Below are 20,768 nucleotides of genomic sequence, written 5' to 3' on the forward strand. Positions count from 1 at the left end.
GCGCTTTAGAATCGCATGCTTGCGCTTAGGCTAACGGTTGTGGGGTCACCCGCCTTGATGTAATCGGAATATTGATACATCCAGTATTTTTTGTTGAACACATTGTTCACCGCCAACCGGAAAGTGGTGTCGTAACCATGGATCCGGGTATCGTAATTGGCACCGATATTAACCAGCGTATAGGAATCCACACTAATCTCGTTATTGGGTCGCAAAGGTGTGCTGGACGTGTATTTTGCATCAACATAAAGCTGCAACCCAGGCACTTGGGGCACGTTATAACCCACCTGTGCCGCCGCAATAAAGCGCGGCGCACCCGCCACCCGCTTACCGATATTGGCCACCCCTTTCTTGTATTCGGTATCCAGCGCCATCGCGGTACCACCCAGGAACCAGTCACCCAAAGTGGTCGATGCCCCCAGCTCGATGCCCTGGAACAAAGACTCACCATCCTGCACCAATTCGTTCGAGGCGTTGGTGTATTGCGCGGCTTTTTCGATGCGGAACGCGGCGGCAGTGGCAGACCAGCCATCTTGTTCGGTTTTCACACCGATTTCATATTGACGGCTCTTCAGCGGGTCAAGCAACGCTCCTGCATTGGCATAGGTGCTGCCTACAATGGTTCCCGGCTCAAGCGATTCCACGTAACTGACGTAGGCCATAGTACGAGGTGTGAAGTTGTACATTAAGGCCAAAGTGGGCGTCAGCACGCCATTCTTTTTATAAACGCTGCTCTGGGCGCCGGCCGGCGTAAAAGTGCGCTGCTCGTAATTTGTATACCGCAAGCCCGCCAACAGCGACCATTCAGGAGAAAACTTCAACGTATCGCTGGCATAGACTGATTTTTGCGTAATGGTGTTGGCACGATACATGCCCAAACCGTTGTCCATGGTGCCCGAGGTGTAGAACGCGTTGTTGTTTTGACTCCAAATATTTCCGGTACCGATTTGCTTATAAATACCGTTGGCGGCCAGATCGGTATGCTGGTCTTGATACGCTATACCCGCCACCAGGTCATGCCCGACCGCGCCCGTTTGGAAACGGCCTTCCACCTGTGCCTGCCACGAATTGAATTGGTAGAACTCTCCGTAGTCGGAACGATAGTCATCATAATCACCCGCTTGGTTACGCAGAAAAATCACCTCTTCGGCGCGGCGTGTACGGGTGGTTGCGTGGCTGAAATCGGTTCTTACTTTCCAAGTGGGTGCCAACTGGTACTCGAGCCCCGTGGCAAAGTAGCGGAACTCATTGTCCACATACGTACCATCGCCCACCAATTTTTCATTATTACGCACCGGTGAGGGCAAATCGGTTGCGGCATAAAGCCCGGTATAAATCGTTGGTTCAGGATCTTTGGTTTTACGGTGCTGATACAGCGCCTGCATGTCCCACGTAAGCTTTTCGGTAATGCGCGCATCCAGCGCCAACGAAACGGCATTACGGTTTAATTTGCTTTTATTGAATCCTTCGCCCTCTTCGTGCGTGACATTCAACCGATAGCCGAACCAGTCATTATGACCGGCCCGTCCGCCAATATCCGCGCTCTCGCGGAAAATACTGTCGGAATGATAGCCCAGGCTCACCTCGCGCAGCGGTTCATCGGTGGGGCGTTTGGTTACGTAGTTAATGATACCGCCCGGCGACCCAAACCCGTACATGAAGCCGCTGGCGCCTTTCAGCAGCTCAACACGCTCCAATTGCTCGTATGGCAACACGGTCACATAGCTAAGAAACGGCTTGCCATCGATGCGATAACCATTCTGCCAATCGAGCTGAAGCCCGCGAACGGTAAGATAGTTCGCCCAGGCGCCATCCTGCGCGCTATTGTCTGATACGGCCGCATCCAGTGTGAATACGTCTCCCAGTTTCGTCACTTGGCGACGCTCCAGCTCTTCACCCGTCACAACCGTCGTGGAAAAAGGGGTCTCTAATTGGGTTTTCGATCCCAACGCGCCGCCATCCACCGATTCATTCAGTTGCTGGATCGACGTATCGAGCCTGATGCCCTGTACCGTTACCTGCGGAAGGGTTGCCACAGGCGCCTGTGCGGCGTCACCTTCCGAACCGTTTGTTTGTGCCTGTACCGGCATAGTCAATAAGCCCGCTAAGGCCAATACGCCTGCCACAGCCTTTAAACGCGCCCCTGGCATGGAATGCGCCGCGCAGGCGGCAAATCGCTTCTCGTGTTGCATTACAACTCCCGTCATATTTTTGTCACAACGGGCGATTGTATATGTTAATACAAACGACATCAATTCTCATTTGTATTAATGCAACGGTTCTGCTCTCTTGTTAATATTGAATTGAAATGAATAACTTGAATCCATTCACAACCCGGTTGGGTATTCATCATCCCATCATTCAGGCACCGATGGCCGGCGTAGCCACGCCTATGTTGGCCGCGGCAGTATCGAATGCGGGAGGCCTGGGATCTTTAGGTATTGCCACAAGCAGCGCGCTGCAGGCCAGGCAAATGATTGAGCAAACCCAGGCGCTCACTTCACGCCCCTTCAACGTCAATGTTTTCTGCCACGAACCTCCCTTAAGAGATAAAAAAAGGGAAGCTGCCTGGCTTGAACATTTAAAGCCGTTGTTCATGGAGTGCGGCGCGAGCTTACCCACGTCACTGAGCGAAATGTACAAAAGCTTTATTGGCGACGATGAAGTGTTCAATATGCTGCTTGATACTCGGCCGGCGGTGGTGAGTTTCCATTTCGGTTTACCCTCTACAGAACAAATAAAAGCGCTACGCAATCTGGGTATTTGCACACTGGCAACGGCAACCAACCTTGAGGACGCACGTCGAATTCAAGCGCGCGGCATAGATGCGATCGTTGCCCAAGGCATTGAGGCAGGAGGGCATCGCGGTCTCTTCAGTACCGATGCAATTGATGAGAAGTTAAGCACATCCGTGCTCGTTCGCTTACTCGTCAAGAACGTCAATCTTCCTATCATCGCTGCCGGGGGCATTATGGATGGTCAGGGGATCAAGGCCGCCTTAACCTTGGGCGCCGCTGCCGCCCAACTTGGTACGGCATTCATACTGTGCCCCGAATCGGCCGCCAACGAAGGCTATCGAGCCGCCCTCAAGAGTGAACGCGCCGCTTCAACATGCCTCACCTCGGCATTTTCAGGACGACCCGCTCGAGGCATACGCAACCGATTCATCAACCACGCCGAATTGGCAACTGCACCAGAGCCCGCTGCATATCCCATCGCTTACGACGCAGCCAAGCAGCTCAATGCGGCGGCGGCAAATCGCGGGAACCATGAGTTTGCAGCTCATTGGGCGGGCCAAGCTGCTTTGACGGCCCGAGAACTACCGGCTGCCGAACTGGTTGCAACACTGGCACAAGAATGTTCAATTTAACTTGCTACCTTGCGCAATAAGCGCAATACACCAAATCGAGCCATAGAAAAAACCCCCGCAAGCGGGGGTTCAAATAGGTCTGTCGTACCTGTCAGGCCGAAGCCTGTTCTTGTTGGTTATACCGTCTTTAGTTCATTTCGCATTCAGACTTGAAAACGTCTTCCTGCATTTCCATTACTTTGCGCACAACGTTGGGGGTAAGATTACCGTTGCCATCACGCTCGAGCTTCATCAGGTAGTAATCCTGAATTGGATGATGGTTGGTATCGAACTTGAAGTTGCCACGAACAGCATTGAAATCGGCCTTGCGCATCGCATCGCGGAATGCATCGGTTTTGCTGATGTCGCCGTCTACCGCTTTCAAAGCTGAACCAATGAGGTTTGCCGTATCGTAAGCAGTGGCTGCGTAGTGGGTGGGCATACGGCCATACTCTTTCTGGAAGGCCTCAACAAACGCCTTGTTGGCAGGTACGTCGAGGTTCTGCGACCACAAGGCCACTGTGTACAAACCTTCTGCGGAATCACCCGTTGCTTTCAACATACGGTTATCCATCGAGAATACCGGCAAAATCATGGGAATGGTTTCACCCAGACCGGAAGCGGCATACTGCTTGGCAAAGTTAATGCCCAAACCACCTGGATGGAACTCATAAATGGCGTCAGGCTTCAGATCGCGCAAGCGTGCCATTTCAACCGAAAAGTCGTTCTGGTCGAGCTTGGTGTAGAGTTCAGCCACCACTTCGCCTTTGTATTCACGCTTGAACCCTGCCAGCGCATCGCGTCCAGCCTGGTAATTGGGCGCAACCAGGGCAACCCGCTTGTAACCCAGCTCATTGGCGGCAGCGCCACCGGCTGCATGCAGTGCCGAGTTCTCGTAGGAACCCACAAAGTAATTTTTCATACAACGCTTACCCGCGAAAGGAGACGGGCCTGCATTTACGCTGACATAGAAAGAATCGCCTTGAGCGATGGACGGCGCAATAGCAGTTAACACGTTCGAAAAAATAACGCCTGTGAACAATTTAACGTCGTCGGCCAAGAGGCGGTCGGCGATTTGCTTGCCGTTGGCGGGCTTCAGGCCGTCGTCTTCAACAATCGTTTCAACCGCCACACCACCCAGTGTGCCGTTACCTTGTTTAATCGCCAGATTAAAACCGTCGCGGGCGTCTTCACCCAGGTAACCGGCCGGTGTGCTAAGCGTAGTAATGAAACCAATGCGAACTGGGTCTTTTGCCATGACATTCGTACTTAATGCCATCACGGCTGAAGCCATACACCCCAGAGCTAATTTTTTAAGCATTCAACTTCCCCTTAAGAAACACATAGAACATTGACAGATCAAATCAGATGTCATGCTGAAACTTTATTGGGTTTTATGTAAGCGAACAAGCGCAATCGGGCAGGGTTTCCCCGAATTGTTACAAAAAAACTTGAACCTTCAAGCATTTGAAAGGAAAAAGCCATAAAAATAGCCCCTTACGGGGCTAAAAATGTCTGACAAACAGCGGCAAAAAACCTGCCGCCGTTATTCAGTTTTGCTTATTCGGCGTCGTCTTGCGCTTCTTCTTCAGCGGGACGATCAACCAGCTCCATGAATGCCATAGGTGCATTATCACCCTGACGGAAGCCCATTTTCAATACGCGGGTGTAACCACCGTTACGCTCTTTGAAACGCGGTCCGAGCTCATCGAACAACTTCACGACTGCGTCGCGATCGCGCAAACGTGCGAAAGCCAAACGCTTGTTGGCCAGCGTGGGTTCTTTACCCAGGGTGATCAACGGTTCAATAACTCGACGCAGCTCTTTGGCTTTGGGAACGGTGGTTTTGATTGCTTCGTGTGTAATCAACGAAACAGCCATGTTGCGGAACATAGCCAAACGATGACTACTGGTGCGGTTCAGTTTACGTAATCCACTGCGGTGACGCATGATAATTTCCTTTGAATCTTAAAAACCGGCATTGCCATGGCATGCCGGCATAGTTAACCGGATCTTCTATCGACTTACGCCGCGGTCCGGTGGTGAAATAAAACGAACAGTTAAGGACGCTCAAGACCCAGTGGTGGCCAGTTATCGAGCTTCATACCCAATGTAAGGCCACGTGCGGCGAGCACTTCCTTGATTTCATTCAACGACTTGCGACCCAGGTTCGGTGTTTTCAACAACTCGTTCTCGGTCCGCTGAATCAGATCGCCGATATAGTAAATATTTTCGGCTTTCAGACAGTTGGCGGAACGGACGGTCAGCTCAAGGTCGTCGACAGGTCGCAACAGAACAGGGTCGATAGGTTCTTTGCTGCCGCCACGGGTGCCGCCGACTGCTTCGGTTACCACATCGCCTGGGCCGTCGAGCGCGGCGAAGACCGAGATTTGATCCATGAGCAAACGGGCCGCCTGGCGCACTGCTTCTTCAGGCGAAATAACCCCGTTGGTCTGGATGTCCATCACCAACTTGTCGAGGTCGGTACGTTGCTCAACACGCGCGCTTTCAACCGCATAACTTACGCGGCGGATGGGGCTGTACGATGCATCGAGAATAATACGGCCAATCGTATGAGCGTTGTCTTCCGAAAGGGCACGCACGTTGCCGGGCACATAGCCGCGACCCTGATCAACCTTGATCTGCATTTCCAGCTTGCCGTCTTCAGTTAAGGTGGCAATGATGTGGTCAGGGTTGATGATTTCCACGTCGTGAGGCAACTCGATATCCGATGCCTTCACTTCGCCTGCACCTTGCTTGCGCAAAGTAAGCGTCACTTCCTCACGGTTGTGCAGCTTGAATACGACGCCTTTCAAATTCAACAAAATGTCGACAACGTCTTCACGCACGCCGGGCAGCGTGGAATACTCGTGAACCACACCCGTAATCTGAACTTCGGTTGGCGCATAACCTGTCATGGAAGACAACAGAATGCGACGCAATGCATTACCCAACGTATGACCATAGCCGCGTTCAAACGGCTCCATGATTACTTTTGCATGGTTGGGGGTAAGGGATTCAACCTCGATGGATCGGGGTTTCAACAGAGCTTGTGACGACATGTATGTTCCTTTTCAATACCCTCGGCTCGTTACACCGATAAGGCTGACGGACAAGAATGACAATATAAAACTGCCGGGAATTTTCACTGCAAAGCCCACTTTCCAGATTCGACTGAAAAGTGGGCCAAAGCCTGACACTGCAGAACGCAGACGCGAATTAACGCGAATACAATTCAACAACCATCGACTCGTTGATGTCGCGAGCAACATCAGCGCGGTCGGGGGCTTGCTTGAAAGTGCCGGTTAGCTTGGTTGCGTCGACTTCCACCCATTGGGGGAAACCAATACCCGCAGCCAAATCCAGGGCTTCACGAATACGTGCTTGCGCCTTGGCTTTCTCGCGAATGGTAACCACATCACCGGCTTTAACGATCATCGACGCGATGTCGGCCGTTTGACCATTCACCTGAATAGCGCGATGGCTCACCAACTGACGTGCTTCAGCGCGCGTTGAGCCAAAGCCCATGCGATATACAACATTGTCGAGACGCGACTCAAGCAACTGAATGAGCGTTTCACCCGTGTTGCCGCGACGACGCTCGGCTTCAGCAAAGTACTTGCGGAACTGCTTTTCCAGGACGCCATACATACGCTTGAGCTTTTGCTTTTCGCGCAGCTGCAAACCGTAGTCGGATGTACGCGCACCGGAAGTGCGGCCATGCTGACCAGGCTTGGATTCGAGTTTGCACTTCGAATCCAGCGAGCGACGGGCGCTCTTCAGGAAAAGATCGGTACCCTCGCGACGCGAGAGCTTGCATTTTGGTCCAATATAACGTGCCATGATGCTTCCTCTTAAATGCGACGGCGCTTGGGCGGACGGCAACCATTGTGCGGAACGGGTGTGATATCGGAGATGCTGGTGATCTTGATACCCAGTGCATTCAACGCACGTACGGACGATTCGCGACCGGGGCCGGGGCCTTTGATACGTACTTCAAGATTCTTGATGCCGTATTCAATCGCGGTACGACCTGCCGATTCTGCAGCAACCTGAGCGGCAAACGGTGTGGATTTACGCGAGCCTTTGAAGCCTGCGCCACCCGATGTCGCCCAAGACAATGCATTGCCCTGACGGTCGGTAATCGTGATGATTGTGTTGTTGAAGGATGCATGAACGTGCGCAATGCCGTCCGAGACAACCTTCTTGATTTTCTTGCGTACGCGCGATGCGCCGCTGTTGGAAGCTTTCGCCATCTTCTAGTCCTCGAGATTATTTCTTCAGGGAAGCCGCTGCACGACGCGGACCTTTACGGGTGCGCGCGTTGGTGCGTGTGCGCTGACCACGCACCGGCAGACCGCGCTTATGACGCAGGCCGCGATAGGTTCCCAGGTCGATCAGACGCTTGATAGACAGTTGAACTTCACGGCGCAGGTCACCCTCAACCGTGAACGATCCCACTTGCTCACGAATTTTCTCGAGCTCAGCGTCGGTGAGATCCTTGACTTTCTTTGTACGTTCGATGCCGGTTGCGTCACAAATTTGACGAGCACGTGTCGGGCCGACGCCAAAAATGGCGGTAAGACCGATAACAGTGTGCTGATGCGGCGGAATGTTAATGCCAGCAATACGGGCCATGACTGTTCCTTGTTAATCCGTTACGTGTCGGCAATTAGCCTTGACGCTGCTTATGACGGGGATCGGTGCAAATTACACGTACCACGCCGTGACGTTTGATAACTTTACAATGACGGCAAATTCTTTTTACCGATGCCATTACTTTCATGGTTGACTCCTAGTTTCCTTTACCCGGGCCGCTTATTTCGAGCGGAACACAATTCTGGCGCGAGACAGATCATAGGGCGTGAGTTCCACTGTGACCTTGTCACCCGGCAGAATCCGGATGTAATGCATACGCATCTTGCCCGATATATGGCCCAAAACGATATGGCCATTTTCCAGCTTGACGCGGAATGTTGCGTTAGGCAGGTTCTCTAATACTTCGCCCTGCATCTGAATGACGTCATCTTTTGCCATTTCAAATTACCGCATTGGCAGACCCGCGCCTTTGAAGTTCGTCTTCTTAAGCAACGAATCATACTGTTGAGACATCATGTAGGACTGAGCCTGAGCCATGAAGTCCATCGTTACCACGACAATAATCAAAAGCGAGGTGCCACCGAAATAAAACGGCACGTTCCAGCGCATCTGCATGAATTCGGGCAGCAAAGACACCGCCGTAATGTAGATGGAGCCAACCAGAGTCAGACGCATGAGAATCTTGTCGATATAACGTGCGGTCTGTTCACCCGGGCGAATACCTGGAACGAAAGCACCACTCTTCTTCAGGTTATCTGCCGTTTCACGACTGTTGAATACCAACGCCGTATAGAAAAAGCAGAAGAAAATAATTAAAGCTGAAAACAACGTGACATACAAAGGCTGGTGAGGTGCCAATGCTCCGGCAAGGTTACTAAGCCAACGCATATCGGGGTTGCTGGAGAACCAGCTGGTAATAGTGGCCGGCAACAGAATGATGGACGAGGCAAAAATGGGCGGAATAACCCCGGCCATATTCAGCTTCAGCGGCAAATGCGAGCTTTGCCCCCCATACATTTTATTGCCCACCTGGCGCTTGGCATAGTTCACTGTAATGCGACGCTGGCCACGCTCGACGAACACGACGAAATACGTCACAGCCACCACCAGCACCAGAATGAACAACGCCGAGAGTATAGACATTGCGTCGGTACGGACAAGATCCATCATGCCGGACAAGGCACTGGGCAGACCCGCCACAATACCGGCGAAAATCAGGATGGAAATACCATTGCCGATTCCGCGCTCGGTAATTTGCTCGCCTAACCACATCAGGAACATCGTTCCCGTTACCAGGGTGACAACCGTAGTGAAACGAAACAGCATACCGGGATCAATTACCAGGCCGGGTTGCGATTCAAGCGCCACCGAAATACCCACCGCCTGAATCAGCGCCAGAAACACCGTGCCGTAGCGCGTGTACTGGGTGATTTTGCGGCGACCGGCCTCGCCTTCTTTCTTCAGCGCTTCAAGCGAAGGCACCACGACGGACATCAACTGCATAATAATGGCAGCCGAAATGTACGGCATGATCCCCAGCGCCATGACCGAGAATCGCTCTAGCGCGCCCCCCGAGAACATGTTGAACAAGCCCAAGATGCCGCTTTGATTCTGCTGGAACATTTCCGCCAGCGCGTCGGGGTTAATACCGGGCGCGGGGATATGCGTACCGAGCCGGTAAACCACCAGGGCCAGCAGCAGGAAAATGATACGGCGCTTTAAATCGCCGTAGCGTGGACCTGCCTTACTCTGTGCCTGAGCCTTAGCCACCCGTTACCCCTTATTCAACCAGCGAACCGCCGGCTGCTTCGATTGCCGCACGCGCACCTGCCGTAGCCGACACGCCTTTCAACGTGACTTTACGAGACAGTTCGCCTGACTTGATCACTTTCACGAAACGTACACCGTGGCCAACTACACCTGCCTGTTTCAGAGCTTGAACGTCGATCTCATCGACCGGCAAAGCCTGAATTTCCGACAAGCGTACTTCAGCACGCAGATGACGGCTCATAGAGGTGAAGCCACGCTTGGGCAGGCGACGATACAACGGCATTTGACCGCCCTCGAAACCTACTTTGTGGAAACCACCGGAGCGTGATTTCTGGCCTTTATGACCGCGACCTGCAGTTTTGCCCAGACCGGAGCCAATCCCACGACCAACACGACGGCGCGGACGCTTGCTACCTGGAGCGGGTTGCAGAGAATTCAATTGCGTTACAGACATGTCGATTCCTTTCAGACTTCCGAGACCGCCACGAGGTAATCCACTTTACGGATCATCCCGCGCACCTCGGGGGTGTCGACCAACACGCGACTGCTGTTGACGCGACGCAAACCCAGACCGCGCACGGTTGCACGGTGAGATTGCTTTGTGCCAATAACAGAACGCACGAGGGTTACTTTGATTTGCTTTTGTGTCGTCATGACTTACCCCAGAATTTCTTCCACCGACTTGCCACGCTTGGCAGCGATGTCGGAGGGTGTCGAGCAGGCGCGCAAACCGTTCAGCGTAGCACGAACCAGGTTGTAGGGATTGCTTGAACCCAAGCTCTTCGCAACAACGTTGCGAACGCCCATTACTTCGAAAATAGCGCGCATGGGACCACCTGCAATCACACCAGTACCTTCGGCAGCCGGCGAGATAAGAACGGTGGATGCACCGTGCTTACCAACCACCGCATGGTGCAGCGTACCGCTTTTCAGCGGAACCTTTACCAAACCCCGGCGGGCCTGTTCCATTGCTTTTTGAACGGCAACCGGCACTTCACGGGCTTTACCTTTACCCATTCCGATGCGACCATCGCCGTCACCCACCACGGTCAGTGCTGCAAAGCTCATGGTGCGACCACCCTTTACCACTTTGCTGACACGGTTGACCGCAATCATTTTTTCACGCAAGCCGTCGTCTTCTTTGTCGGCGGGATGCTTGCCTTGTGCTTTAGCCATATGACAATTCCTTGCTTAGAACTTCAGGCCGGCTTCACGCGCGGCTTCGGCCAGCGCCTTAACGCGGCCATGATAACGGAAGCCCGAGCGATCAAAAGCAACCTGCTCGATGCCAGCTGCTTTGGCTTTCTCGGCTACACGCTTGCCCACCAGTGTTGCAGCAGACACGTTGCCGCCGCTTGCCACTTCCTTGCGGACTTCTGGCTCAACGGTTGAAGCGCTGACCAGAACGCGATCACCTTCCGGCGAAATAATGTTGGCGTAAATGTGCGAATTGGAGCGGAAAACCGAGAGGCGATGAACACGCAGCTCGGAAATTTTCCGACGGGTCGCAATTGCACGACGCAAACGGGAGACTCTTTTATCCATAATTCTTCCTTGCCTGCGCGCTTACTTCTTCTTGGTTTCTTTGAGGACGACTGTTTCGTCACTATAACGAACGCCTTTGCCTTTGTAAGGCTCGGGTTCACGATAGGAACGAATTTCAGCCGCAACCTGACCCACAACCTGCTTGTCCGAACCCTTCACGACGATTTCCGTCTGGGTAGGGCATTCAATTTTGACGCCCTCTGGAATAGGATGAAGCACATCGTGTGAAAAGCCCAACTGCAATTTCAGCGCGTTACCCTGAACCTGAGCGCGGTAACCCACGCCAACCAGATTCAGTTTACGTTCAAAACCCTTGCTGACACCGGTAACCATGTTGTTGACCAGCGCGCGCACCGTGCCGGACATCGCCAGGGCATGACGTGAGTCGTTGGCAACTGCAAACGTTAATTTGCCTTCCTGTTGCTCGACTTTGACGTCGCCGGTAAGCGCTTGCGACAAGGTGCCCAATGGACCCTTAACCATGATCTGGTCGGGGTTCAATGTGATTTCGACGCCCTTGGGCAGCGTAACGGGATACTTGGCAATACGTGACATATCAATACCCCCTTAAGCTACGTAGCAGAGAACTTCGCCGCCAACACCCGTTGCACGGGCCTTGCGGTCGGTCATCACGCCACGCGGAGTGGATACGATTGCCACACCCAGGCCGTTCATGACCTGGGGAATCGCGTTGCGGCCTTTGTAAATACGCAGACCTGGACGTGAGACACGTTCAATACGTTCAATTACCGGACGGCCCGCATAATACTTGAGACCAATTTCGAGAACAGGCTTGGCCTGATCACCGGTAACTTCAAAACTGTCGATATAGCCTTCGTCTTTCAGCACGGCAGCAATAGCTGCCTTTAGCTTCGAGGAGGGCATGCTGACCGACGTCTTGTTGACCATTTGCGCATTACGCACACGAGTCAACATGTCGGCGATGGGATCGCTCATGCTCATGGTGTTTTCTCCTACCAGCTAGCTTTAGTCATGCCAGGCACTTCGCCACGCAGCGCCATTTCGCGCAGTTTGTGACGAGTAAGCCCGAACTTGGCGTAAACGCCACGCGGACGACCAGTAACCACACAGCGATTACGCTGACGTGTGGGATTGGCATTACGAGGAAGTTTCTGCAATTGCAAACGCGCCTGGTAACGCTCTTCGTCTGACTTGGACTGATCGTCGATGATCGTCTTCAGTGCAGCGCGCTTGGCAGCATACTTTTCAGCCAGCTTGGCACGTTTAATGTCGCGATTAATCAGTGAAAGTTTAGCCACGTCATCGCCCCTTAGTTACGAAACGGGAAGCTGAAGGCGGTAAGCAGTGCCTTGGCTTCGTCGTCGGTCTTGGCAGTGGTGGTAATGCTGATGTTCAGCCCGCGCACCGCGTCGATCTTGTCATATTCAATTTCAGGGAAAATGATTTGCTCTTTAACCCCGACGTTGTAGTTACCCCGGCCATCGAATGCACGACCCGAAATACCGCGGAAGTCGCGTACACGAGGCAACGCAACTGCAACCAGACGGTCGAGGAATTCATACATACGGCGGCCACGCAGCGTGACCATGCAGCCGATGGGGTAGTTGTCGCGAATCTTGAAACCCGCGATGGATTTGCGTGTTTTGGTGATCACGGCTTTCTGACCAGCAATTTTCGACAGGTCGGAAACGGCGTGTTCGATGACTTTTTTGTCGGCCACGGCCTCAGATACACCCATATTCAGAGTGATCTTGGTGATACGCGGCACTTCCATCACGCTTTTGTAGCCAAACTTGGCTTGCAGGTCGGCAGTGACCTTATTGCGATAATACTCTTGTAAACGAGCCATTTTGTCGCCCCTTACGCTTTAGCGCCAACGACTGCGCCGCTGGAACGAAAAACACGAACTTTGCGGCCATCGACATCTTTTACACCAACGCGATCGGCTTTGCCGCTTTCGGGGTTGTAAATAGCCACATTCGAAATATGAATGGGCATGGTTTTGTCGATAATGCCGCCCTGGGAACCCGCCATGGGGTTAGGCTTGACATGCTTCTTAACGACGTTAATGCCTTCGACCAGAACGTGATCGGCATCAATGCGCTGAAGTACGGTGCCACGACGCTTTTTGTCGCGACCGGTCAAAACAATGACTTCGTCGCCTTTACGAATTTTTTCCATGATCGCTCCTTACAGCACTTCTGGGGCCAGCGACACGATCTTCATGAACTTCTCTGTACGCAATTCGCGCGTAACAGGACCGAAGATGCGGGTGCCGATGGGTTCCAGCTTGGCATTGAGCAATACTGCGGCGTTGCCGCCAAACTTGATCAACGAGCCGTCTTTACGACGTACGCCCTTGGCGGTACGAACCACCACAGCGTTATAAATTTCGCCTTTCTTGACGCGTCCGCGCGGAGCCGCTTCTTTGACGCTGACTTTGATAACGTCGCCAATAGCGGCATAACGGCGCTTGGAGCCGCCCAACACCTTGATGCACATGACAGAGCGTGCACCCGTGTTATCGGCCACGTCCAGCGTGGTCTGCATTTGTATCATGATTGTTCCTGTGCCAACTTAATTACGTTTTTGCCAACAATTGACGAAAAACCTAATCAGTTTTGGTCCCGTCAGGTTCAAAATGAACCCTGGGTTGAAATCTTGCCTAATAACGAGTTCTTGCCGATTTGATTCAGCAAGTTTTCTAGTATAACCCGTTAATGAAAATTACGCAAGGACTATTTCTGAATTTAAAACAGCGCTGCGACCAGACGCGCAGCGCTGTTTGGGCGGGGGCCCCGGAATGGATCAGGGGCACCCCAAAGTTTAATATTTGCCCGACAACAATGCGCCTGCGTTTGGCACTTTGCGTTCCAGTTCAAGCACTTTCAGCATCTGATACACCGTGCTGATCGCTGCGGTAGTCACAGGCAGGCCCAGACGGTCTTCAACTTGCTGCACCGATTGGAACGACGGCATTTGTACGCAAGCCGACAACACCACCGCATCGACGCCCGAGGTGTTCACCTTCTTGACATGCTCGGCCGGCGCCAACGGATCCTGACGACCCACTTCCAGGTTGTCGGGAATTTCCAGGGAAACCGCATCGTGCACTTCTATTCCTTCGTTTTCGATGTAATCGACCACCAATTGTGTTAGCGGCTTCATATAAGGCGTAAGAATAGAAACTTTCTTCGCGCCCATCACTTTCAGGCCCTCAACCAATGCACCTGCGCTGGAAACAACCGGAGCGGCCCCACCGTTTGCAACGGTGGCTTCATGCAAACGCTTTTCCGACTGGCGGTGATAACCCAGGCCCATGCTCATAATAGCCACCAGGCAGGCATAACCAAGTACGTCGACACGTGCATCAGACAACTCGAGGGCGCAACGATCGGAGTCGCGATCCATGGCTTCGAGTTCTTCTTTGGTCACCTTCTTCATCCGCATGCGGCTGGAATGAAACGTAAAACGCTCGGGGAAATGCGCTTCACGGCTACGCAGCATGAGCGGAATTTCCGTTTCCATTGTGGTGTTGGAGCTGGGCACAATTTGGCCGATACGATAGTTACGTGACATGGAAGTTCACCTTATATAATGAGTTAAGTCTGTTTCATCATCGCCGATTTCCGGCGATTAAACCAATATTCATTTCGTCTTGCGCACCATGTTTTACCTATAAACGCGGCACTTGAACCTTAACCGCCCACATGGAATTTCGCCAATTACGCTACTTCACCGCGCTAGCAGAAGAACTTAACTTTACCCGCGCCGCCGAACGTTTGCACATTTCCCAGCCCCCGCTCAGTGCCCAAATTGCACAGCTGGAAGAAGAGTTGGGCGTGAAACTGTTTTACCGCAACAGCCGAAAAGTAGAGCTCACCGATGCCGGCGCCGCCTTCCTGCAAGATGTGCGCACTATACAAAGCCGCCTGAAGGACGCCGTGCAGCGTGTGCAAAATATACATAGCGGGCTGGCCGGCCGGGTGGAAATCGGGCTTTCCGGGTCCCATTTCCTGGGACCCTTGCCCCAGTTTATCAGCGACCTGGCGCAATCACACCCCGAGATCGACGTGGTGTTGAACGAAATGGCCCCCAACGACCAAATCGACGCCTTGCGTGAGCAGCGCATCGACATCAGCATTTCGCGCCAGTCGGTCGACGACGAATTCCTGTGCAGCCGCCTGTTATGGCCCGATCCGCTACTGGTGGCCATGCCCAAAAAGCACCCATTGGCTCAGCACGCTGCGATTCAGCTGCCGCAACTGGCCAATGAGCGCTTCATTATGCTGCGACGCGAAACGTCACGATTCGCGGAAAAATTGTTCAACGCGTGTATTGCCGACGGCTTCACACCCCGAGTTACCCACACTGTTGCAGAGGTACCGGCCCAGCTTAGCCTGGTGAGCGCGGGGCTGGGGGTTGCCGTGGTTCCATCGTCCACCCGCAACTACCAGCCGAACACGCTGCACTTTAGCCCGCTTGCACACCCCAGCCTTCAGGCCCACGTGCATGCCGTCATCCGAAAAGACCACCGGAAAGCGGCAATCGATACTGTTTTGGAACTGCTTCAGTCGAATGTGTCGTCGTAAGTGTCGTCATACTCGCGGGCCGCTTCCCGCATACACTCCAATGCGCACTCGATCGAGCGGGGGAAAATTTCGTCGCGGCGCCAATACATAGACACAGACCCAAAGCCTTTCAAATCGACCGGCAAAATGCGCAGCAGCTTCATCCGGTTCAGCATCAATGTGGTCCGGTACGAGGCCGTTCCAATAATGTCACTATGGTTCAGCAGCGTTACATTGGCAATGACCGAATTTGACTCTATGTAGTTAGAGGGCAGTACGCGCCCCGCATTCGCCAATGCCGCCTCAAGCGCGTTACGCACCGGCGTTTGACGCGGCCACACGATCCAGCGATAACGCAACACGTCGTCCCAGCCGATTTCTTCGTGCCCGAACAACGGGTGCCCCGGACGCGCCACCAACACCACGGGTTCGGTATACAGCAATTCGGAGCGAATCAGTGTGTGATCAATGGTTTTCTGCGCAGTTCGGCCGATCACCAGATCCAGATCGCCCTGCGCCAATTGCGTGAGCAGGCGATCCATCGTGCCTTCCACCAGATCGATGCGCAGCTCGGGCATCTGCTGCGCCATTGCCAGAATCGCGCGCGGCGCCGTTTCCGAGGCCGCCGCCCCCGACGCACCAACTACCACGCGACCTGCGCCCCCTTCACGCAGCAACGCCATGTCATCCACCGCCCGATTCAATTGCGCCTCAACCCGACGGGCATGCTCAATTAACACCCAACCATGTTCAGTTGGCGTCAGTCCCCGTGCGTGGCGCTCGAACAGCGTCAAGCCAATATCCGTTTCCAGATCGCGCAACCATTTCGATAAAGCCGGCTGAGTCGTGTTCAACACGGTTGCGGAATGACTGAGGTTGCGCGTTTGCGCCAAACTGAGCAAAAAACGCAGGTTGCGCAAACGGATGCGATCGGTCCAGTCGGTTGCCATGGCAGAGAAAACCCTTGTCTCAGCGAATCAAAAACGGTAAAGTCTTCGAAAATTACTCATATTTTATAAAATCCTCTTGCTGGAGGCTCCCATGAAATCTGCCGCACGTGAACATAACAACTTCCGGGAAGACGTTCTCGGACGCGCCAATGTTGAAGACACGCCTGAACTGCTTCACTATTATGACGAACTGGATCGCTTAAATACAGCCGCCCTCTGGACGGTCGCCAATAAAATCGAACCCTGGTTTCCGCAATCGTCATCGGAGCCCGTTATTTGGCGCTACCGCGACTTGCGTGAGCATGTTTTGCGCTCCGTCGACCTGGTTTCCCCTGAAAAAGCCGGCCGACGCGTTGTCTACCTGAACAACCCCGGGCGCCAGGACGTCGCCGCGGCAGTCGGCTGGCTCTATTCCGGCCTGCAAGTCATGCATCCCGGCGAGTTGGCCTCGGCGCACGCCCACTCAGCCAGTGCCCTGCGTTTTATTATGGAAGGCAGCGGCGCTTACACGATTGTCGACGGCCACAAAATGACACTGGGCGCGAATGATTTCGTGCTCACGCCAAACGGTACCTGGCATGAACACGGCGTAAGTGAAGACGGCACCCCTTGCATATGGCAAGACGGCCTGGACATCCCCCTGATGAACGCACTGGAAGCCAACTTCTATGTGGTGCACCCTGATCTGCAGCAGGCGGTCACCCACCCGGTTGACGACAGTACTGCCACCTGGGGCGGCACGGGCCTGGTACCCGCCGACGACAAATGGACCCATGCTTATTCGCCGCTACTGAAGTACGAATGGGCTCCCACCTACGAGGCCCTGTCCAATTACGCCAAAGTCACCGACGGCTCACCGTACGACGGCGTCCTCATGAATTACGTGAACCCGAAAACAGGCGGCCCCGTCATGCAAACCATTGGTGCCAGCATGCAAATGCTGCGCCCGGGTGAACACACCAAAGCACACCGCCACACGGGCAGTTATATCTACCAGGTTGCCAAAGGCAAAGGTTATTCCATTATTAATGGCAAACGTTTTGACTGGCAGGAACGCGATATTTTCTGTGTGCCGTCCTGGATGTTGCACGAACATGCCAATGCCAGCGAATCGGAAGATGCCTGCCTGTTCTGCTTCAACGATTTACCCGTGATGAAATCACTGGGCCTGTATCGCGAAGAAGCACTGAAAGAAAATGGCGGTCATCAGCCCATTCTTGATTGATTCGAAAACCTGAAACCGGTCGGCGCCGTTTTTCCGAAGGTGCCGTCTCCTATTATTTTTTAGCTTAAGAAAAGGATTATTCATGCGTTTAGTGACCTATCGTCGCAATGTTCTGGAAGAAGCTCGCCTGGGCGCGCTGGTTGACAACCTTGTTGTCGATATTCAATGGCTGGGCGACGCTGCCGGCTACGACATGCCCTGCGACATGCTCGACTTCATTGATCTGGGCCCCAACGCCATTGAAACCACCACCGAGTTGCTGAACAGCTTTCGCGATGACTGGCCGGTAGGTGTTACCCAGCCGCTGCAAAACGTAAAACTGCTGGCACCCATTCCTCGCCCACGCAAAAACATTTTCGGTATTGGTCTGAACTACGTTGAGCACGTGGAAGAGTCCAGCCGTTCGCTCGACACTTCGGCCGACCTGCCCAAGCAACCCGTCATTTTCTCGAAACCACCCACTTGCGTCATCGGCCCCGACGATGCAGTTGAGCACAATGCAAAAATCACGCAGCAAATGGACTGGGAAGTGGAACTGGCCGCCATTATCGGCACGCGCGCCAAGCGGGTTTCCGAAGAAGACGCCTTAAATTATGTGTTCGGCTATAGCGTCATGGTTGACATTAGCGCACGCGACAATCGCCGCGCCGGCCAGTGGATTTACTCCAAAGGCATGGACACCTACGCGCCATTCGGCCCTTGCATCGTCACCGCCGACGAAATTCCCGACCCACAGGCGCTGAATCTGTGGCTGACGAAAAACGGCGAAACCAAGCAAGACTCCAACACCAAGTTCATGCTGTTCAACGTGAAGACACTGGTATCCGACATTAGCCAGGGTATTACGCTGGAGCCGGGCGACATCATTGCAACCGGTACACCGTCAGGCGTAGGCGCCGGCCGTGATCCGCAAGAATGGCTCTGGCCGGGCGACGTTATTGAAGCCCACGTTGAAGGTATCGGCTCCATTCGCAACCCTATCGTCGCGGTGTAAATTATGCTCAATCTGCCCCAATGCAAAGTGGCGGCCGTTCAAGCCGCCCCCGTGTTCCTGGATACCGACGCCACCGTAGAGAAAGTTTGCCACCTCATTAAAGAAGCGGCCAACAAAGGTGCGCAACTGGTCGCATTCCCGGAAGTGTTTATCGCAGGTTACCCTTACTGGAACTGGTTTATGTCGCCGGTAGAAGGTAGCCCCTGGTTCGAGAAGCTGGCGCGCAGCGCCATTGAAATTCCCGGCCCTGAGATCCATCGCGTTGCGCAAGCAGCCAAAGCCAACGGCGTTCACGTCGTGGTGGGTGTGAACGAGCGCAACCGCAACGGTATCGGCACGATATACAACACACTGGTTTTCATTGGGCCAGACGGCAAAATTCTGGGCCGCCATCGCAAACTGATTCCCACATGGGCCGAGAAGCTCACGTGGGCCAATGGCGATGGCGCGTCTTTACGCGTGTACGACACTGCCATCGGCAAACTGGGGGGGCTGGCCTGCGGTGAGAACACCAACACCCTGGCACGCTTCAGCCTGCTGGCACAAGGCGAACTACTACACGTGGCCAGTTATATTTCTTTGCCGGTGGCGCCGCCCGACTACGATATGTCGGAAGCCATCAAAGTGCGCGCCATGGCGCACTCATTTGAAGGCAAGGTATACACCGTGGTGTCGTGCTCCACTGTGTCCGATGAGATCATTCAAGCCTTCCGCAGCACCCACCCTCAGGCGGAAAAAATGCTGCGTCGCAAGAACAGCGCGTTTTCCGGCGTCATTGGCCCCGACGGCCGCGTTATTGGTAAACCGCTTATCGACAAAGAGGGGATTGTGTATGCCGATATCGATTTGTCGAAATGCATTCAGCCACGGCAAATGCACGACATCGTCGGGCATTACAACCGCTTCGATATTTTTGATTTGCGGGTGAATCGCCTGCCGCAGCAATCGGCCCAGTTCATCGATACGCCGGCGCAGGAATCATTCGACTACGAACCCGACGAAATAAGCGGAAATAGTCATGAATCAGATCGCCGCGCCTGAAGCTGCCGCCGTACAGAAAACGTCAACACTGGCCGAGCAAGCCTATCGCGCCATCAAGCGTGACATTATTTCAGGAACGCTCGAGCCAGGGCGTGCGCTACGGCTTGAGTTCCTGAAAGCACGCTACGAGCTAAGTTTCTCCCCGCTGCGCGAAGCCCTGAACCGGCTACACAGTGAACGGCTGGTTGAGTCTGAGGCGCTAAAGGGCTTTCGGGTGGCGACTTTGTCGCTTAAGGAAATGCACGACTCCATGCGCACCCGCATTCTGATCGATTGCGACGCCTTGGGTCGCTCAATTGAGCGCGGCAACGCCGAATGGGAAGCCCATATTGTGGGCTGCCTTCACACGCTATCGTGGATTACGCGCCAGCCCGTGTCCGACGACGCGTTCGAGGCCCATTACGACCAAGTGGAACAGCGCCATTTGGCGCTGCACCAGGCCTTAATTGCAGCCTGCGATTCACGTTGGCTGCTGGACTTTTCCATGACGCTTTACGTGCAAACGGAACGTTACCGCCGGCCCATGCTGGTTAATCTGTTTCGCACCAATGCACCGCGCGATGTCTCCAAAGAGCACCGCGACCTGGTAGACGCCACACTTAGCCGTGATACCACCAACGCGGTGGCACTGCTGCAAGCACACTACCGCAAAACCGCAGAACTAATTGAAGTGTCGTTAGCGCCAACGGGCCAAGTCAAAACCTGAAGGCTTGTCAGCATATGACATATAAGCGTGCGCAGC

28 protein-coding genes are annotated in these 20,768 nt (G+C 53.8%); 6 read left to right on the plus strand and 22 right to left on the minus strand.

What is annotated here, in order from left to right:
• Nucleotides 1-5: 5 nt before the first annotated feature.
• Nucleotides 6-2,150: a TonB-dependent siderophore receptor gene (locus tag CJO09_RS08235; protein WP_119442002.1), complete on the minus strand. Its 2,145-nt coding sequence runs from the start codon at nt 2,148-2,150 to the stop codon at nt 6-8.
• 158 nt (nt 2,151-2,308) lie between these two features.
• Between CJO09_RS08235 and CJO09_RS08240 the strand changes: the two genes are divergently transcribed.
• Nucleotides 2,309-3,370: an NAD(P)H-dependent flavin oxidoreductase gene (locus CJO09_RS08240; protein ID WP_119441916.1), complete on the plus strand. Its 1,062-nt coding sequence runs from the start codon at nt 2,309-2,311 to the stop codon at nt 3,368-3,370.
• A 127-nt stretch (nt 3,371-3,497) separates the two neighbouring features.
• On the opposite strand, the gene CJO09_RS08245 is transcribed toward CJO09_RS08240, so the two are convergent.
• From CJO09_RS08245 to CJO09_RS08340, 20 genes are all read right to left on the minus strand, one after another.
• Nucleotides 3,498-4,670 carry an ABC transporter substrate-binding protein gene (locus tag CJO09_RS08245; RefSeq protein ID WP_119441917.1) on the minus strand — a complete coding sequence of 391 codons (1,173 nt, stop codon included), beginning with the start codon at nt 4,668-4,670 and terminating at the stop codon, nt 3,498-3,500.
• 239 nt (nt 4,671-4,909) lie between these two features.
• The gene (rplQ, locus tag CJO09_RS08250; RefSeq protein WP_114419078.1) at nt 4,910-5,299 is read right to left on the minus strand and encodes a 50S ribosomal protein L17; all 390 of its coding nucleotides are present in this window, start codon (nt 5,297-5,299) and stop codon (nt 4,910-4,912) included.
• Between the two features lie 110 nt (nt 5,300-5,409).
• Nucleotides 5,410-6,411 carry a DNA-directed RNA polymerase subunit alpha gene (locus CJO09_RS08255; RefSeq protein ID WP_119441918.1) on the minus strand — a complete coding sequence of 334 codons (1,002 nt, stop codon included), beginning with the start codon at nt 6,409-6,411 and terminating at the stop codon, nt 5,410-5,412.
• Nucleotides 6,412-6,568: 157 nt separating this feature from the next.
• Nucleotides 6,569-7,192, minus strand: coding sequence for a 30S ribosomal protein S4 (rpsD, locus tag CJO09_RS08260; RefSeq protein WP_114419076.1), 624 nt, complete (start codon nt 7,190-7,192; stop codon nt 6,569-6,571).
• Between the two features lie 11 nt (nt 7,193-7,203).
• Entirely contained in the window at nt 7,204-7,605 is a 402-nt protein-coding gene (rpsK, locus tag CJO09_RS08265) for a 30S ribosomal protein S11 (RefSeq protein WP_114419075.1), read from the minus strand.
• Between the two features lie 16 nt (nt 7,606-7,621).
• Nucleotides 7,622-7,987: a 30S ribosomal protein S13 gene (gene rpsM, locus CJO09_RS08270; RefSeq protein ID WP_114419074.1), complete on the minus strand. Its 366-nt coding sequence runs from the start codon at nt 7,985-7,987 to the stop codon at nt 7,622-7,624.
• A 34-nt stretch (nt 7,988-8,021) separates the two neighbouring features.
• Complete coding sequence (gene rpmJ / locus CJO09_RS08275) at nt 8,022-8,135, minus strand: 50S ribosomal protein L36 (protein WP_114419073.1); 114 nt, start codon at nt 8,133-8,135, stop codon at nt 8,022-8,024.
• Between the two features lie 32 nt (nt 8,136-8,167).
• Nucleotides 8,168-8,386: a translation initiation factor IF-1 gene (gene infA, locus CJO09_RS08280; RefSeq protein ID WP_073104500.1), complete on the minus strand. Its 219-nt coding sequence runs from the start codon at nt 8,384-8,386 to the stop codon at nt 8,168-8,170.
• 6 nt (nt 8,387-8,392) lie between these two features.
• Nucleotides 8,393-9,718, minus strand: a complete 1,326-nt coding sequence (secY, locus tag CJO09_RS08285; RefSeq protein ID WP_119441919.1) for a preprotein translocase subunit SecY — start codon at nt 9,716-9,718, stop codon at nt 8,393-8,395.
• 10 nt (nt 9,719-9,728) lie between these two features.
• A complete protein-coding gene (rplO, locus tag CJO09_RS08290; protein WP_119441920.1) occupies nt 9,729-10,172 on the minus strand; it encodes a 50S ribosomal protein L15 in 444 nt (147 codons plus the stop codon).
• An 11-nt stretch (nt 10,173-10,183) separates the two neighbouring features.
• A complete protein-coding gene (gene rpmD / locus CJO09_RS08295; protein ID WP_114419069.1) occupies nt 10,184-10,372 on the minus strand; it encodes a 50S ribosomal protein L30 in 189 nt (62 codons plus the stop codon).
• Between the two features lie 3 nt (nt 10,373-10,375).
• Nucleotides 10,376-10,894, minus strand: coding sequence for a 30S ribosomal protein S5 (gene rpsE, locus CJO09_RS08300; RefSeq protein ID WP_114419068.1), 519 nt, complete (start codon nt 10,892-10,894; stop codon nt 10,376-10,378).
• A 15-nt stretch (nt 10,895-10,909) separates the two neighbouring features.
• Complete coding sequence (gene rplR / locus CJO09_RS08305) at nt 10,910-11,263, minus strand: 50S ribosomal protein L18 (RefSeq protein WP_114419067.1); 354 nt, start codon at nt 11,261-11,263, stop codon at nt 10,910-10,912.
• Between the two features lie 21 nt (nt 11,264-11,284).
• Nucleotides 11,285-11,818 (minus strand): 50S ribosomal protein L6, encoded by a 534-nt coding sequence (gene rplF / locus CJO09_RS08310; RefSeq protein WP_114419066.1) that lies wholly within the window; start codon nt 11,816-11,818, stop codon nt 11,285-11,287.
• A gap of 12 nt (nt 11,819-11,830) precedes the next feature.
• On the minus strand, nt 11,831-12,226 hold the full coding sequence (gene rpsH, locus CJO09_RS08315; protein ID WP_114419065.1) for a 30S ribosomal protein S8: 396 nt from the start codon (nt 12,224-12,226) through the stop codon (nt 11,831-11,833).
• 11 nt (nt 12,227-12,237) lie between these two features.
• Nucleotides 12,238-12,543, minus strand: coding sequence for a 30S ribosomal protein S14 (gene rpsN, locus CJO09_RS08320; protein WP_114419064.1), 306 nt, complete (start codon nt 12,541-12,543; stop codon nt 12,238-12,240).
• A gap of 11 nt (nt 12,544-12,554) precedes the next feature.
• A complete protein-coding gene (rplE, locus tag CJO09_RS08325; RefSeq protein WP_114419063.1) occupies nt 12,555-13,094 on the minus strand; it encodes a 50S ribosomal protein L5 in 540 nt (179 codons plus the stop codon).
• An 11-nt stretch (nt 13,095-13,105) separates the two neighbouring features.
• Nucleotides 13,106-13,426 (minus strand): 50S ribosomal protein L24, encoded by a 321-nt coding sequence (gene rplX / locus CJO09_RS08330; RefSeq protein WP_114419062.1) that lies wholly within the window; start codon nt 13,424-13,426, stop codon nt 13,106-13,108.
• A gap of 9 nt (nt 13,427-13,435) precedes the next feature.
• The gene (rplN, locus tag CJO09_RS08335) at nt 13,436-13,804 is read right to left on the minus strand and encodes a 50S ribosomal protein L14 (RefSeq protein ID WP_093971124.1); all 369 of its coding nucleotides are present in this window, start codon (nt 13,802-13,804) and stop codon (nt 13,436-13,438) included.
• A gap of 267 nt (nt 13,805-14,071) precedes the next feature.
• The gene (locus CJO09_RS08340; RefSeq protein ID WP_119441921.1) at nt 14,072-14,824 is read right to left on the minus strand and encodes a maleate cis-trans isomerase family protein; all 753 of its coding nucleotides are present in this window, start codon (nt 14,822-14,824) and stop codon (nt 14,072-14,074) included.
• Nucleotides 14,825-14,955: 131 nt separating this feature from the next.
• Here CJO09_RS08340 and CJO09_RS08345 point away from each other — a divergent pair, with 131 nt between their 5' ends.
• Nucleotides 14,956-15,837 carry a LysR substrate-binding domain-containing protein gene (locus CJO09_RS08345; protein ID WP_119441922.1) on the plus strand — a complete coding sequence of 294 codons (882 nt, stop codon included), beginning with the start codon at nt 14,956-14,958 and terminating at the stop codon, nt 15,835-15,837.
• Here CJO09_RS08345 and CJO09_RS08350 read toward each other — a convergent pair.
• Entirely contained in the window at nt 15,816-16,766 is a 951-nt protein-coding gene (locus CJO09_RS08350) for a LysR family transcriptional regulator (RefSeq protein ID WP_119441923.1), read from the minus strand. The genes CJO09_RS08345 and CJO09_RS08350 overlap by 22 nt on opposite strands.
• A 91-nt stretch (nt 16,767-16,857) precedes the next feature.
• Between CJO09_RS08350 and CJO09_RS08355 the strand changes: the two genes are divergently transcribed.
• From CJO09_RS08355 to CJO09_RS08370, 4 genes are all read left to right on the plus strand, one after another.
• Complete coding sequence (locus CJO09_RS08355; protein ID WP_119441924.1) at nt 16,858-17,991, plus strand: cupin domain-containing protein; 1,134 nt, start codon at nt 16,858-16,860, stop codon at nt 17,989-17,991.
• 82 nt (nt 17,992-18,073) lie between these two features.
• The gene (locus CJO09_RS08360) at nt 18,074-18,985 is read left to right on the plus strand and encodes a fumarylacetoacetate hydrolase family protein (protein WP_119441925.1); all 912 of its coding nucleotides are present in this window, start codon (nt 18,074-18,076) and stop codon (nt 18,983-18,985) included.
• A gap of 3 nt (nt 18,986-18,988) precedes the next feature.
• Nucleotides 18,989-20,026, plus strand: a complete 1,038-nt coding sequence (locus CJO09_RS08365) for a carbon-nitrogen hydrolase family protein (protein ID WP_114419056.1) — start codon at nt 18,989-18,991, stop codon at nt 20,024-20,026.
• Nucleotides 20,004-20,732, plus strand: coding sequence for a GntR family transcriptional regulator (locus tag CJO09_RS08370; protein WP_119441926.1), 729 nt, complete (start codon nt 20,004-20,006; stop codon nt 20,730-20,732). Before CJO09_RS08365 ends, CJO09_RS08370 begins: the two co-directional genes overlap by 23 nt.
• The last annotated feature ends 36 nt before the right edge of the window (nt 20,733-20,768 follow it).

The sequence above is a fragment of the Neopusillimonas maritima genome, assembly GCF_003576595.1.
Classification (GTDB): Bacteria; Pseudomonadota; Gammaproteobacteria; order Burkholderiales; family Burkholderiaceae_B; genus Neopusillimonas; species Neopusillimonas maritima.